The following is a 13,556-nucleotide window of genomic DNA, read 5'->3' as shown; positions in this document are numbered from 1 at the left end:
CAATAGTCTCACTTCCCTTAATGCATCCACTATTATTAATAGATTAACGAAAGAGGGGAGACAGATGATGACCCTTCGTGAAACGATTGACAAAGTGGAGGCCAAAATTCTGCCGATCAACCACATTGATCACCGGTTCCGGCTGGAGCAGATCGCCTTCGACCTTGAAGGTATATCCGTACACGCGAGATTGTTGACCAGCAACGATTCCGACTACAGCATCCTCTGTCACTACTCACCGATCACCAAGTCGATCACCGGTTGGTTGATGATCGACAGTCATGGTACGGAGTATCAGGTGTTGGGGATTGTCTCGAAGACCCTGTTCTACTTCGCTCGGAAGTCCTGTATTCAGGTCTTGGAGACGCTGGGGTATGAGGTTGAGGTGTAGATGTGAGAAAAAGTAAAAAGGGTCAACCCAATGGGTTGACCCTTTTTTCGAGCTTTATTTCATTAGCAGTTGCAGTTGTTGTTGTTGGAGCTAACTTTGGATTGGCGCTCTGCTTTTACGACCCATTTCATTATGTATCACCTCCTGGTTAGATGTGCAGCACCGGTTCATTAGCAGTTGCAGTTGTTGTTGTTGGAGCTAACTTTGGATTGACGCTCTGCTTTTACGACCCATTTCATCTGTATCACCTCCTTTACAGGACATGCTGTGCAGGTTGATTAGCAGTTACAGTTGTTGTTGTTGGAGCTGACTTTCGATTGACGCTCAGCTTTTACGATCCATTTCATCTGTATCACCTCCTTTACAGAGTGACTTCACCGGTGCTTTTTGGGGTCGGGGGATGCTCGTAGATGGAACGAGTCCGGCGGAACCAGGGGGAGAAGAACCCGAGCAGACCAGTGAGGGCATACCCGATGCTGGCGATCAGGTACACGTTGCGCACACCTGCTTGCTCGGCAAACAGTCCCGTCATCACCATCATCACCATCGACAAACTGTTCACCGTGGAAAAATACAGCCCACTGACGCGCCCCATCAGGTGATCCGGGATGTTCTCTTGCCGGAGCGAAGCGTTCAGCGGATTGACGAATCCATTGAAAAACGCACCCCCTGCATAGAACAGCAAGGCCAGATAGATGTTCGCGGACTTGGCGAGACAAGCCGAGGCTACCCCCATCAAGAACAGACCGATCAAGATCAGGTGTACGCGGTTGAATCGCTTGTTGAACAGCGGCGACACGAGCGTGCCCGTCAGCGAACAGATGCTGAACAACGACAGCGCCACCCCGATCTGCCAACTCGACGCTTGCATCTCCCCTTGGAACAGCGGATAGAACAACACGTTCATCGGCATCGCGAACGTCATCACGAACAGGAACAACGTCATGCTGAACAGCAGCGGCGCACTGGTTCGGATGAAGGACAACCCTTCCCGGAAATTGCTGCGGGTCTTCTCCCAGAATCGCTCCGTGCTGGCGGTGCGCGCTGCCAACTGGGGCAAGGAAACGCAGGCCAACAGGACGCCTGACAGCGCGTAGGTGATCGTATCGATGTAAAACGGCCAGTGCAACCCGGTGAGCGCAATCACAAGTCCAGCCAGCGCCGGACCCCCGATGTTCATAAATTGATCCAGTCCTTGTACGAGCGAATTCGCGGAGACGAGGTTTTCTTTGGCGACCAATTGCACGGTCAATCCCATTTTGGCTAAGTTGAACAACTGGTTGGTACAGGCCAGCAGAAAACAGATCGCGAAGAGCATCAGGACAGACGAGAACGGGATGGCGAGGACGAGCAGCCCGCGAACGAGATCCATCAACACCATGACGCGCTTGCGGTTCCAACGGTCGACGAGCAGCCCCAAAATGGGAGACAGGAGCAGGTTCGGCAACCAGAACGTCACCATCATAAAAGCCATCGCGGAAACGGATTGGGCCTCTGAGTAGATCAACAAGGGCAATGCCACACTGGTCAGAATATCCCCGACCTTGGAGAGCAACTGTGCGACCAACACCGCACTGAATCGTCGATTGGCGAGCACGACTCGGTAACTCATCGCGAAACGGACTCCTCTTGAATCCAGATCTTTTTCCAGCGGATCAAGGTGTCGGGGTGCGGTTCGATCTGGTGGATGTTGCTCCGTTTCGCGATCATCGACAGGCCGCTGCGGGTGAAGACAAAGGGACTGTCCTCCACGACGATCTGTTGCGCATGCCGGTAGAGCGCGATCCGTTGCGCTTGGTCGGTGACCAGGCACGCCTCCTCCAGCAACGCGTCCACGTGCGGGTTGCTGTAGCCGGTGTAGTTTTCACCACCGCGAGAATGGAATGTTTCAAAAAGCAAACTGTGCGGGTCTGTGCCCCCAGCAAAGCCCAGAAACATCGCTTGGTAGTTTTGGCTCACCAAACTCTCGACCAACTCCGGGAACTCCACGACTTCGAGGTGCATGGTGATGCCCTGCTCCGCCAACTGCTCCTTGATGCAGGTCACCATCCGGGCAATCGGACCTGGGGGAATCTTGATCGTAAACTCAAACCCCGTCGGACAGCCGCCCGCGAGCAGGAGCGTTTGAATGCGATCGCGATCAGGCTTGTAGGGACGAAATTCTTCATCAAACGCCCAACTTGCCGGTGCGATCGGGCCATGTGAGACATAGCCCACCCCCAAATTGACTTTCTCCAGCATCCACTCGCGGTCGATGGAGGCAGCGACCGCTTGGCGCAATGGTTTTTCTGAAAAGGGAAACGTGGTGACTTGTAACCGAATCCCGTTGTAGCTATGGGAAGCAATCCCGACAAATTGCAGGTCTTCGCGCTGTGCAAGCGCGGGGACTTTGGCATAGGGCACTTCATTGATGAAGGACAACTCCCCGCTCTCCAAGGCGTTCAACATCTCGGTCCCGTTTTCCAACCAAGGAAGCTCGATGTATTGCGCGTAGGGCAACGGCTGACCGGATTCGTTCACATCCCAGTACGAGGGGTTTCGCTGGAGACAGAACGCGCGAGCTGTCTTTTTGATCGGGACAAAGGGCCCCGTTCCCACGAACAGGTGCAGCGTCTCGCCTGTTTCATTCTCGACGGCCACCGTGTTGGAGGAGAGGATCATCCCCGTGGTGGAAGCGAGTTGCGACAAAAAGGGCGCGTGCGGCCTCGTCAGTTTCAGGACAAAGGTGAACTCGTCGAGCACCTCGACCTCCTCGATCAACTGGACCGTCTCCCGCAGGATGGAGTCCTCCCGTTGGTAATACTGGAAGGTCCAACGGATGTGAGCGGTTGTCAAGGGCGTTCCGTCTTGGAACAAGACCCCTGCGCGAAGCTTCATTTTGTAGCGAGCAGGAGAGAGGATCTCCCAGGATTCCACCAAGCCGGGCTGTACGTTCAGTTGGTGGTCAATTTCCAACAAAGTGTCGTAGAGGGTCGACATGACGTGGAGATCGCTCAGGGTGTTCACACCTGATGGATCGAAACAGTTCGGTTCACAGTCAAGGGCAAAACGTAACGTTCCTCCGTACAAGAGATACACTCCCTCCCACTGCTTTGGCTATTAGGTCGTAATCACGTCGAGGACGTGCTTGAGATGCGTTTTGCTCGGCGGACAGGGCTGGACATTGGATTCGATGCGCTCCAAGGGGCAAGCCGCTCCTTGGCAAGACGGTCGGAAGAAACATTTTTGACAGCCGCTATCGATCGTTTCATTCGATCCGACCCAGAGTTGGAAGCGCTCTTCGTGAAGTTGGAGATGGCCGTCCGCATCGATGTGGCCGACTTTGTTGTAGTCCTTATCCAGTGCTACCGTACATTTGTAGATCGTACCGTCTGCACCCACAACTAGCGAATACGGCAGTGCCGCGTAGCAGACGCTGTTCGACGGACCTAGATTTTGTTCGATCGTCGCCAGCGGCAGGCCCTTTTCCTTCGCCGTCTTGTGCAAGGCGTACATCGAGCGCAGGCCCGCGCTGCCATCGCACACTTGCAACTGGTCGTCGTTTGGACCGCCCCATTTGCCGATGTTGCGGTAGTAGACCGGGAACCGCTCATCCCCTTCGAAGGTGTCCGCGATGTAATCCATCAATTTCGGGATCTCCTCGACACTCTCTTGGTCGAAGTTGGTCCGCAGTTGGCAGTAAAACTCATGTGTCGAAGCTTTCATCTGTTTCAAGTTCGACATGATCCGCTCGAAGGTTTGCCCGCCGTGCTTGAGGATGCGGCGTTTGTCATGCTCTGCTTCCAGACCATCGAGCGTGATGTTAAAGTGCGAAACTTGGCAAGCGGTGACCAGATGATCTACGTATTCGGGGGTGAGATTATAGCCGTTTGTCGTCATCCCGGCATAATACTGAATCCCGTATTGTTCGCAAATTTGCAGGAAGAACTCCGAAAGTTCCGTGATGACTTCCGGCGCTTCGGTCGGTTCGCCGCCAAACCACGCGATCGAGAGGACCGATAAATTCGGGGCTCGCTGCGCCACGAGCTGCTTGATGCCATCGAGGACGGCGCGTGGCATTTCTTTTACTTTGAAGTCTTCGTAGCAATAGACGCAACGGAAGTTGCATTCCTCTGTCGGCATGATCGTCAGCCACAATCTGTCGGTGGCCTGAAAAACTTCGTTGTGAAAGTTTGCGGCTTTCTCGAACTCGTCAACCTCGCTCGGAACCAGGATGCCGCCCTCGACCAAGTCTTGGAGGGTTCCGGCGAGCGGTGCTTGGAGCACTTTCGAGGACAGAGCGGATTCTACGAGACCTTCGTCCTCCTTGGAAACGACACCCACTGCACCTGTGAAACTGTTGTAAAGGACCAGCTCGTTGCGGGAGTTTCGAGTACGAAATGTAAAGCGGGAGGGTTTATAAGAAGCTACGAGAGTCATCTCGAATCACACCTACCTTTGTTGTTTTGATGTGCAACTCAGTCCGCGTTTGATAGCGTTTTCATTTGTTACTTCATGATACTTTGGTAACGCTTTGAATATGTCTGTTTTTAATTTCGATTTGCGAAAAAAGAAAACAGGGACCCACGAGGGGCCCCTGTTTCTTTTTTAACGTGACAGCGGTCGGATTGCTCGAATTCGTTCATCGAGCAAGTGGAAAACGTGTGCAAGTTCGGCTCGGGGGATCGTCGCATACCGATCTCCGATGCTCACTTCAAAGGTACAAGAGTGGTCGTCAGATTCCCTGAGATAGGGGGTTAACCCGATGCCCGTCTCCTCGTAGATCGACACCAAGATCGGCTCAAGTTGCGCTCGGGGCACCTGCATGTGGACGTGGAACATGTTCGATACCGGTTCTAGCGGTCTGGTTGCCACGGCCTGGCATTGGTTGTAGAAGCTCGCGAGTTCTCGCGCTTCTGTAAAGTATTGTTCCATTTTGGGCAGCCTCTGATCGAAGTACAGATCCGCGCTGATGATGTACGGATACAGGCTGATCAGATCGCCGCCGTGGCGTCGCTTCCATATCTTTGATTGCTGGGCAAACGCTTCATCCCCTGCGAGAATCGCTCCGGCGATCCCACCGATCCCTTTGTAGAACGAGACGTACACGCTGTCAAAAAGGCTGCAGAGCTCTTCCGCCGTCTTTTGATAGTAGGGCAGGATTTCAAACAGCCGGGCGCCATCCAAATGCAGCTTGATTCCCTTTTCCCGGCAATGGGCGGAGATCGCTTCGAGCTCCTGATAGTCAGGGAGTTGTCCGCCAATCTCGCGCTGCGGCAATTCGAGCAACAGGCAGGCGATCTCCTCCTGCATGTTCAGCACATCTTGCAGGTGGATCACGCGGTTCTCGTCGCCTAGCAGAACAGGCTCGATCTGGTGCAATTCCTTGAGCCCATCCTCTTCATGGATCTCCAAGTGGGACAAGGGGTGGTAGGCGACTCGCTTCAGCCCCTGCTGATCACACCAGATCCGCAAGGCGATCTGCTGGGCCATCGTGCCACTGGGGAAAAAGACGGACGCCTCCTTGCCCAGAAAGTTCGCCATCTTGGTCTGGAAGTCTTCCATGACTTTACCCGTCCCATACATATCGCTAGGTAAACTTCCATCAAGGTCTGCCAAGGCGTCTTTTAGAACTTGGAGGTTGCGCTTGCCATGACCCCCGACTTGGTGGGTTGTATGATTGAAGGCTTGTAACAAGCGGTTCGTTTCACTCATCTGGTGTGTGGCTCCTCTTCTTGGGTGACTTGCTTGGTCTCGTCGTGCAGGATTAGCGATTCGTCGATCGCTTGCATGAACGCCGGGTCGAACACGACCAATATCCAAAAGCCGACCCCGTGCAAGTTGTAGCGCTTGGCGAGGCCGATTTTTTCCTTCACCGTCTCGGGCGTCTCGCTGAAGGCGTTGATGCCGAGCGTCAGTTTTTCCCGTGGCACGTCTTGCAGCGCCAACTCAATCGCCTCTTGGATGCGGTCGTTCGGCTGTGGCAGCTTGTCGTCGACATAGGAGTAGGCCATCACGAACAGTTGGTCGGCCGACTGGGCGATGGCCTTGTAATCGTAGCCTTTGTACCAGCCGTTGGGCGGGGCCATCACGACGCTGAGTTTCTTGCCGGACTTGTGCAGGGTGTCAGCGATCGTTTTGACCAATGCCGCGTACTGGGCGCGGACGCTCTGCACATCTGCCTGCGGATCGCCGAGCGTTTCGAAGTCGAGCATCGCGCTGTCGAGACCTTGGTCTTGCAGTTTTTTCACGAGGTCGCCCGCGAACTTTTGTTGCAGCGCGGGGTTTTGCATCAATTTGGTGATCTCACCACTTTTGTTTTCGGAAAAGACCATCAGTTGCGTGCCGACTTTTGCAGACTTCACTTCCTGTAAAAAGTCCTCTGCACCCGCCGTCGGCCAGTGGTATTCGGACTTGTTGACGTTGAGCGTGCCGTCCGCGTCGAGGATGCTCCACGTCAAAGTCGCCTGATCAAATTTCGGTATGTAGGTGCGCTTTTCATAGGAACCCAGTCCGTAGAACACCATCGTATCCAGCTTGCGCGGCTGGGAGCTGATCAACACGGTGCGGGTGCTCTCCTCCCAGCCGACTTTGGCCCCGAACTGTTCGCTCAGGAAGCGCACCGGGATCAGGACGCGATCGGATACTGCAATCGGCTCCGCATCGAGCGCAACCGATTGGGCGTTGACCGTCGCCGTCGTGTTGCCGACTTGCAGACGGATCACCTTGCCCGCTCCTGTGGCAACCACCGTCTGTGTCGCTTCCTCCCACTGGACGGTGAGGCCCAGCGCTTCGCCAATCGCGCGAAATGGCACCATCGTGCGGGTCTTGTATTGGATCGAATCGACAGGAGTCGTCAGCTTGATGCCGTCCAGTTTGATGTCGATCTTCGGTTGTACATCAGACGCGACTGGCGCTGCGTAGACCGCATGCGGGCCGCCGACCAGCAAACCGAGTGTCAGCAAGCCGACCATCGGCGCATGGAACCATGATTTCGTCATCGCTCGATCTCTCCCAAACCCATTTGGTAGTTTCTAGTTTCTTACATGTTACCACACAAAACGCAGCAGGGAATGGGACTGACAGACTAGTCGAACATCTGTAACAGAGTTGTAAGGATGACAAAAAAAAAGCGAACGGCCGCTGTTGCGGACGTTCGCTTTTTGCTACTTCTGCTTAAAGAACGATTCACTCTTGCTCTTGCCGACACCTCTGCCAAACAGCACCCAGAGACCTGCAAGGACCAGCACCACGCCAAGCCCGCCGCCGAGCAGACCGCTCAGGACGTTGAAGCCGAGGAACAGCAACGCGAGCACCATCAGGATCGAGGCCGGAATCAGCAGACCTGGCTGACGCGAACCGAACAGATACGATTCGAAGAGGCCCACAGACGGACCAATCAGGAAGACCGGCCACAAATTCTCCAACGAATCCCACCCAAAGATGTTGCAGAACAGGAACAACAAACCGTAGACGATCAAGACCCCACCCGGCACGAGCAACCCGGAACGCGATTGTTTCGGATTGGAGAAGAACGTCACGTGGAACATGATCCCTGGAACGAGCATGAACAGCGGCCAGAGATAGGCGACCGAGACGGTGACGACCCCCAGCGTGCCAAACGCGAGCACCGCGCCCACCAACAACAGTAAGATACCAGCAAATTTACGCTCCATGTTTTACCCTCACCCTCACGATTGAAAACTTTGAGTTTTCATTTTCTATTTATAGTATACATCGCGGTCGGGTGTTTTTCCTTCCGACCCGAGACGGAATGATCACGCAACTAGAGGCTGATCCCCCACTTGCGTTCATGGTGTTTGCGAATGCCGTCCGCCAGCGTATGAAAGGACAGGATCGCAAACGACAAAGCAAAAACCGGATACAGCACCATCATCGGGTGCGAGCGGAACGCTTGGTACGAATACCCGATCGAACCCGCCCACTCCTCCGGGTAGCGCATGTTGATCGGGCCGCCCTGTTCAAGGATCGAGCCGCCGAGAAACACCGACATCACGCCAAGTTGCCCCGCCAGCCACAAGGTCTGCGCGATCTCGCTGACCAGCAACACCATCACATATGTCGAGAGGTGGGGCATGATGTGTTTGCGCAGGATGCGCCAGCGCCCGGTGCCGATGGCGCGCTGGCCTTCCATGAACGGGCTTTTCAAGATGCTGTCCATCTTGCCTTGGATGACATAAGCGGTTGGAAACAGTCCGACCAGCGCGATCAACAGGCTCATCAGCAACAGAATCTGTGTCGGTGAGATCGCGTCGCTGAAGATAAAGACGATGACCACGAGAAACACGATCAGCACCGCCGGGATCGTCGTGAAGGCGAGGCTGAGTTTCTCATTCAACCAGCCGACCGTCCGCGGGAAGCTGGCTCCCAGATAGGCGAGCGGCAGGCCGACCACCACGCGCAGGAGCGCGACCAGCACGGCAAATGTGACCGTGATCCGCGCACCGCGCAAAATTTTCGAGAGCACGTCACGCCCGTTTTGGTCGGTCCCGAGCAAGTTCGTGCCATCGGGCGCTTGCGGGGCGGGTTCGATCTTCACCGTGCCATCTGCTTGCGGAATTTTTTTGAATAGATGCAGTTCGTCCATCGAGTAGGGCGCAAGCGAGGGGCCGAACACGATGGTCAACAACAGCAGGATCGAGCCGAGCAGCCCGAACAGCAAGGATTTGTTTATGACATTCACCCCCTATTTGCGCAGCGCCGGGTTGACCCAGAGGCGCAACAGCGATGCGATCAAGTTGACAACCACCACGAAGGCGGCGAGGCACATCAGTATCGTCGCGAGCAATTTCGTGAGCTCGGGAATGTTCGCCCGCGCTTGGAACCACCACGTCACGCCTTGAATGTTCAGGAAGCGTTCGACGATCACGAGACTGGACGCGGCAAACGCCACGACCTTCGGGAGCACGGCGAGGATCGAGTCCAGCGCGGGGCGCATCACGTATTTGCGGAACACATGGTGCTCCGGCAGGCCTTTGGCGCGTGCCGTTCGCACACATTCCTGTGAGTAGGCTTCGTAGCAGGCGTTGACGGTGTACCGATAGACCAGCGCCGAGACGGGAATCAGCAGCGACAACATCGGCAGGGCGAAGATCTTGTTCTCGCCAAAGTCAGCGACCCCGATCAGGTACTTGCCCAGTAGCTGGTTGAATTTGACCACCCCGAGGGACAGGAGCAAGATCAACAACAGATCAGGCATCGAAAAAATCACGTGGTTGAAGCCACCGATCAGCTTCCGCGCCCACGTGGGGACAAAAAACTGCACAGCGCCCAGCAGGATGCCGCTGAGTGTGCCGAGTGCGACGGCGGACATCAGAATCGACGCCGAACGCGAGGCCATCCCGGCGACAAAGGAGAGGATCTGCTTGTTGAGCTCCGGCGTCATGAAGCCGCGAATCCAGTTCATCTTGATCCGCAATTCCCCGAAGTCGCCGTGTGTGAGGTTGACGAGGAACGACCCGACCGATTTGAAATAGAACGACCAGTTCGTGGTCATCAGGTCTGGGGTGGTCGCATGCGGCGTGACTTTGATCGCCAGCGGCAGGAAGGTGATGAGGATGATGACGAGCGAGATCGCCGCGAAGCCGATCAGGTTGCGAAGCAACACCGACGTGATACTGCGCCATGCGCTCATGTTGGATTCCCCCCTTCGACGTGATGGCAGGCGACGAGGGTTCCTGCCGCTGACGGAGCGAGCGCGGGCACTTGTTCCTGACAGCGTTGTGTTGCGATCGGACAGCGCGTATGGAACGCACAGCCGGACGGCGGGTTCATCGGGCTCGGCACTTCGCCTCGCAGGATGATCCGTTCGCGGGCAACCGCCACTTCCGGCTGCGGAACAGCGGAGAGCAACGCTTGGGTGTACGGATGCTGCGGGTTGTCAAAAAGCTCGTCGGCCGTTCCCGTCTCGACGATTTTTCCGAGATACATCACCGCGACGCGATCCGCGACGTGGCGCACGACAGACAGGTCGTGTGAGATGAACAGGTAGGAAAGTCCGAACTTGTCCTTGAGGTCTTGGAAGAGGTTCAGGACTTGGGACTGCACGGAGACGTCCAGCGCCGAGACCGGCTCGTCAGCGACGATCACTTTCGGGTGCAGCGAGAGGGCGCGGGCGATGCCGATGCGCTGGCGTTGCCCTCCGGAAATTTCGTGCGGGTAGCGACCTGCATAGCTGTCGTTCAGCCCCACGATGTCGAGCAGTTCGGAAAGTTTGTCGGCGCGCTGTTGCTTGGTGTGCAGGCCGTGGACTTCCATCGCTTCCAAAATCGATTCCCCGATCGTCAGGCGCGGGTTGAGGAACGAATAGGCGTCTTGGAACACGATCTGCATCTCGCGGCGCAGTTGGAACAGTCGAGAGCGCGACATCTCGCGGACTTCCTCGCCTTGGAATTGAATCGAGCCGTCCGTCGCATCGATCAAGCGCAACACCGCCCGTCCGGTCGTCGACTTCCCACAGCCGGATTCACCGACCAGCGCGAGGGTTTCACCTTCATAGAGGTCAAAAGACAAGCCATCGACGGCGCGGACGGTGCCGAGCTGGCGGAGTCCTTTTTTGACCGGGAAATGCATGTTCAGGTCGCGAACTTGGAGAATTGGACGGCTCATGCGCGCACCTCCTTGGGCAACGTCGACTGCAAGTCCGGTGCATACCAGCACCGCACATAGCGCTGACCGTCCATCCGAGAGAGCGGCGGCATCTCGCCACAGGTGTCGGTCGCCTGTTCACAGCGACTGCGGAATCGACAGCCGGTGCCCCATTCGGTCGGGGCCGGCACGGAGCCGGGGATCGAGTAGAAGCGCTCTTGCTTGCTCGACAGCCGTGGAGTGGCGGCGAGCAGGGCGCGGGTGTACGGATGTGTCGGGCTGGCGAACAAGGCTTTGGACTCCGCCTGTTCGATCACTTGCCCGGCATACATGACCACGACGCGTTGACACATCTCCGCGATCACGCCCAAGTCATGCGAGATCAGCACCAGCGACATGCCCTTCTCGCGCTGCAAATCCCCGAGCAATTCGAGGATCTGCGCTTGGGTGGTCACGTCGAGCGCTGTGGTCGGTTCGTCAGCGATCAGCAGATCTGGCTCGCAGGAGATCGCGATGGCGATCATCACGCGCTGACGCATGCCACCGGAGAGCTGGGCCGGGTAGTCGGTAAACACGCGCTCCGGTTCAGGGATGCCCACTCGGCGCAACAGTTCGATTCCGCGTTCCTTCGCCTGTCGTTTCGTCATCGCGAGGTGGTAGCGCATGCCCTCCATCAATTGGTTGCCGATCGTATAGTACGGGGAGAGCGACGTCATCGGGTCTTGAAAAATCATCCCGATCCGCACGCCGCGCACTTTGTTGTGCTCCGCTGCCTTCAAGGCGAGGAGATCCTCCCCGTCAAATACCAACTGCCCGCTCTGCACCCTTGCAGACTCTGGCAACAAGCCCATCACCGCCAGCGAGGACAGCGTCTTGCCACAGCCGGACTCTCCGACCAGCCCGAGCGTCTCGCCGCGCTTGATCGTGAATGTCACGGAGTCGAGTGCTGGGATCAGCGACTTCGACTTGTCCTTGCTCTGGAACGCAACCGTCAGATCGCGCACGTCCAGCAATTCGTTCACAGCAACCCCCCACTTTCTCGTGGTCTCCATTAATAGACTGACTTCTATCTGTAATGGTTCCTAATATTCTGAATTCATAAGACGGACTTCTACGCTGCACAAAAGAGTAGACACACGAAGAAGTTGTTGGTTACACTCGGGAGGACGCAAATGTACGGCACTTTTTGAATCGAGGTAGTTCTCCTCTGTGGCGCAATCGCAATCTCTGGATTCTGATGACAAGGTTTTTTTCTATTGTTTGTTATACTAAACTTACATACTAGTAGAAAAGGGAGACGACCGTACCCATGACCCACCAACAGGTCTCCATCGGAGCAAAAATCAAACAACATCGAGAAGCGAAGGGCTGGAACCAAAAGGAACTGGCGGAAAAAGCGGACGTGTCACCGTCCACGATCTCCGGTGTGGAGAATGGCCGCTTCACCCCCTCGCCCGACATCCTCCAACGCCTCTCCACCGCGTTGGGCATTCCCTTGCAGGACGCAGAGGAGCAACGCGCTGACCTCCCTGTCAACACGAGGCTCGATCTCGCCCGCATCCACCTCTACCGTCGTGAATATGAGCAGACGATGGCGGTGCTCACCGACATCAAGCAACGCGCAGAACTCCTCGATTCCCAACGCGATGAGATCACCCTGCTCGAAGCGCGAGCGCTTTTGCTGCATGCCGATGACCGGATGCCGGCGATGGAGTTGCTGTATGCCCTGTCCCACAAGCTGGAATCGGCGGTGCAGAGCGATCCGATTTTTACAGCGGCGGTGCAGAATACGCTCGGGGATGGGTGGTCGCTCAACGGAGATTTCGTGACCGCCAGTCATCACTTCAAGCGCGGTCTGGAGATCCTGACCAGCCTCGCCCTGCCTGACCATCCGTTGCTGGGGACGCTCCATCAGAACTTGGGCGTGGCGTCTCGGATGTTGCGCCATGATGCGGATGCGTTGGCGTACACCCATCAAGCGAGTGAGCTGTTCTCCAAATACAACACCCCGCGCAAGGTCGGGGAGATGTTTTTTGCCCTCGGCGAGACGTACAAGGGCCTCAACCTCTCCAAGCAATCTGCAGAAGCGTATCGCAAGTCGTTGTTGTTTTATGAGTATGCAGATGTGCGGCAGGTCGGCGTGCGTTCGATCAGCGACGCCGCGTTTTTTGGTGGAGCAACGCCGCAACAGGCGATTGCTTTTTTGCAGATGGAATTGCAGGTCCTGAGCGAACATGAGAAACACCTCGAACGAGCGCAGGTGCTGGCACGGATCGCGAAGCTGTACCTCGATCTGGAGGACTTGCCCCAAGCGCAAGCCACGATTGCAGCGGCGGTTGACCTGTCATCGAGCTACGAGCCCTGTGCCGAGCGGGCGTACATCCTGCTGATCTATGCCAAAGTGCTCTTGGAGGCGGGCGCGTATGAGCAGGCGAACGACTATGCGTTTCAAGCGTCTGATATCTACGCGACGCTGCTCTACTACCATCTCGACCTGAAGGAATCACTTCGGGTGGGCAAGGAAGCGATTCTCAGACTGCGCGATTCCCTCACCACCACATAAAAGGAGACGACACCT

Annotated in this window: 12 protein-coding genes; 2 read left to right on the top strand and 10 right to left on the bottom strand. The window is 56.2% G+C overall.

The features are described from left to right. Positions 1–64: 64 nt before the first annotated feature. Complete coding sequence (locus C7459_RS14915; protein ID WP_109690105.1) at positions 65–391, top strand: hypothetical protein; 327 nt, start codon at positions 65–67, stop codon at positions 389–391. Positions 392–752: 361 nt separating this feature from the next. On the opposite strand, the gene C7459_RS14910 is transcribed toward C7459_RS14915, so the two are convergent. The 10 genes from C7459_RS14910 to C7459_RS14865 form a co-directional block, all read right to left on the bottom strand. Beyond that, entirely contained in the window at positions 753–2,003 is a 1,251-nt protein-coding gene (locus C7459_RS14910) for an MFS transporter (protein ID WP_109690104.1), read from the bottom strand. After that, complete coding sequence (locus C7459_RS14905; protein WP_109690103.1) at positions 2,000–3,460, bottom strand: ABC transporter substrate-binding protein; 1,461 nt, start codon at positions 3,458–3,460, stop codon at positions 2,000–2,002. Before C7459_RS14905 ends, C7459_RS14910 begins: the two co-directional genes overlap by 4 nt. Before the next feature lie 30 nt (positions 3,461–3,490). Then, positions 3,491–4,810, bottom strand: a complete 1,320-nt coding sequence (locus C7459_RS14900) for a radical SAM/SPASM domain-containing protein (protein ID WP_109690102.1) — start codon at positions 4,808–4,810, stop codon at positions 3,491–3,493. 168 nt (positions 4,811–4,978) lie between these two features. After that, entirely contained in the window at positions 4,979–6,085 is a 1,107-nt protein-coding gene (locus C7459_RS14895; RefSeq protein WP_109690101.1) for a threonine aldolase family protein, read from the bottom strand. Continuing rightward, the gene (locus C7459_RS14890) at positions 6,082–7,371 is read right to left on the bottom strand and encodes a stalk domain-containing protein (protein WP_109690100.1); all 1,290 of its coding nucleotides are present in this window, start codon (positions 7,369–7,371) and stop codon (positions 6,082–6,084) included. Before C7459_RS14890 ends, C7459_RS14895 begins: the two co-directional genes overlap by 4 nt. A gap of 165 nt (positions 7,372–7,536) precedes the next feature. After that, positions 7,537–8,046, bottom strand: coding sequence for a LiaI-LiaF-like domain-containing protein (locus C7459_RS14885; RefSeq protein ID WP_109690099.1), 510 nt, complete (start codon positions 8,044–8,046; stop codon positions 7,537–7,539). A gap of 110 nt (positions 8,047–8,156) precedes the next feature. Then, on the bottom strand, positions 8,157–9,074 hold the full coding sequence (locus tag C7459_RS14880) for an ABC transporter permease subunit (protein ID WP_146201012.1): 918 nt from the start codon (positions 9,072–9,074) through the stop codon (positions 8,157–8,159). A gap of 3 nt (positions 9,075–9,077) precedes the next feature. Further along, a complete protein-coding gene (locus C7459_RS14875) occupies positions 9,078–10,025 on the bottom strand; it encodes an ABC transporter permease subunit (RefSeq protein WP_109690097.1) in 948 nt (315 codons plus the stop codon). Further along, a complete protein-coding gene (locus C7459_RS14870) occupies positions 10,022–10,999 on the bottom strand; it encodes an ABC transporter ATP-binding protein (RefSeq protein WP_109690096.1) in 978 nt (325 codons plus the stop codon). The genes C7459_RS14875 and C7459_RS14870 overlap by 4 nt, the downstream gene beginning before the upstream one ends. Continuing rightward, a complete protein-coding gene (locus C7459_RS14865; protein WP_245884562.1) occupies positions 10,996–12,030 on the bottom strand; it encodes an ABC transporter ATP-binding protein in 1,035 nt (344 codons plus the stop codon). Before C7459_RS14865 ends, C7459_RS14870 begins: the two co-directional genes overlap by 4 nt. A gap of 257 nt (positions 12,031–12,287) precedes the next feature. On the opposite strand from C7459_RS14865, the gene C7459_RS14860 reads away from it, so the two are divergent. Then, positions 12,288–13,541: a helix-turn-helix domain-containing protein gene (locus C7459_RS14860; RefSeq protein WP_109690095.1), complete on the top strand. Its 1,254-nt coding sequence runs from the start codon at positions 12,288–12,290 to the stop codon at positions 13,539–13,541. Positions 13,542–13,556 lie beyond the last annotated feature (15 nt).

It is taken from the genome of Tumebacillus permanentifrigoris (assembly GCF_003148565.1).
GTDB lineage: Bacteria > Bacillota > Bacilli > Tumebacillales > Tumebacillaceae > Tumebacillus > Tumebacillus permanentifrigoris.
Note: the sequence above shows the minus strand (reverse complement) of the source record. Positions and strands in the feature narration are given on the sequence as shown.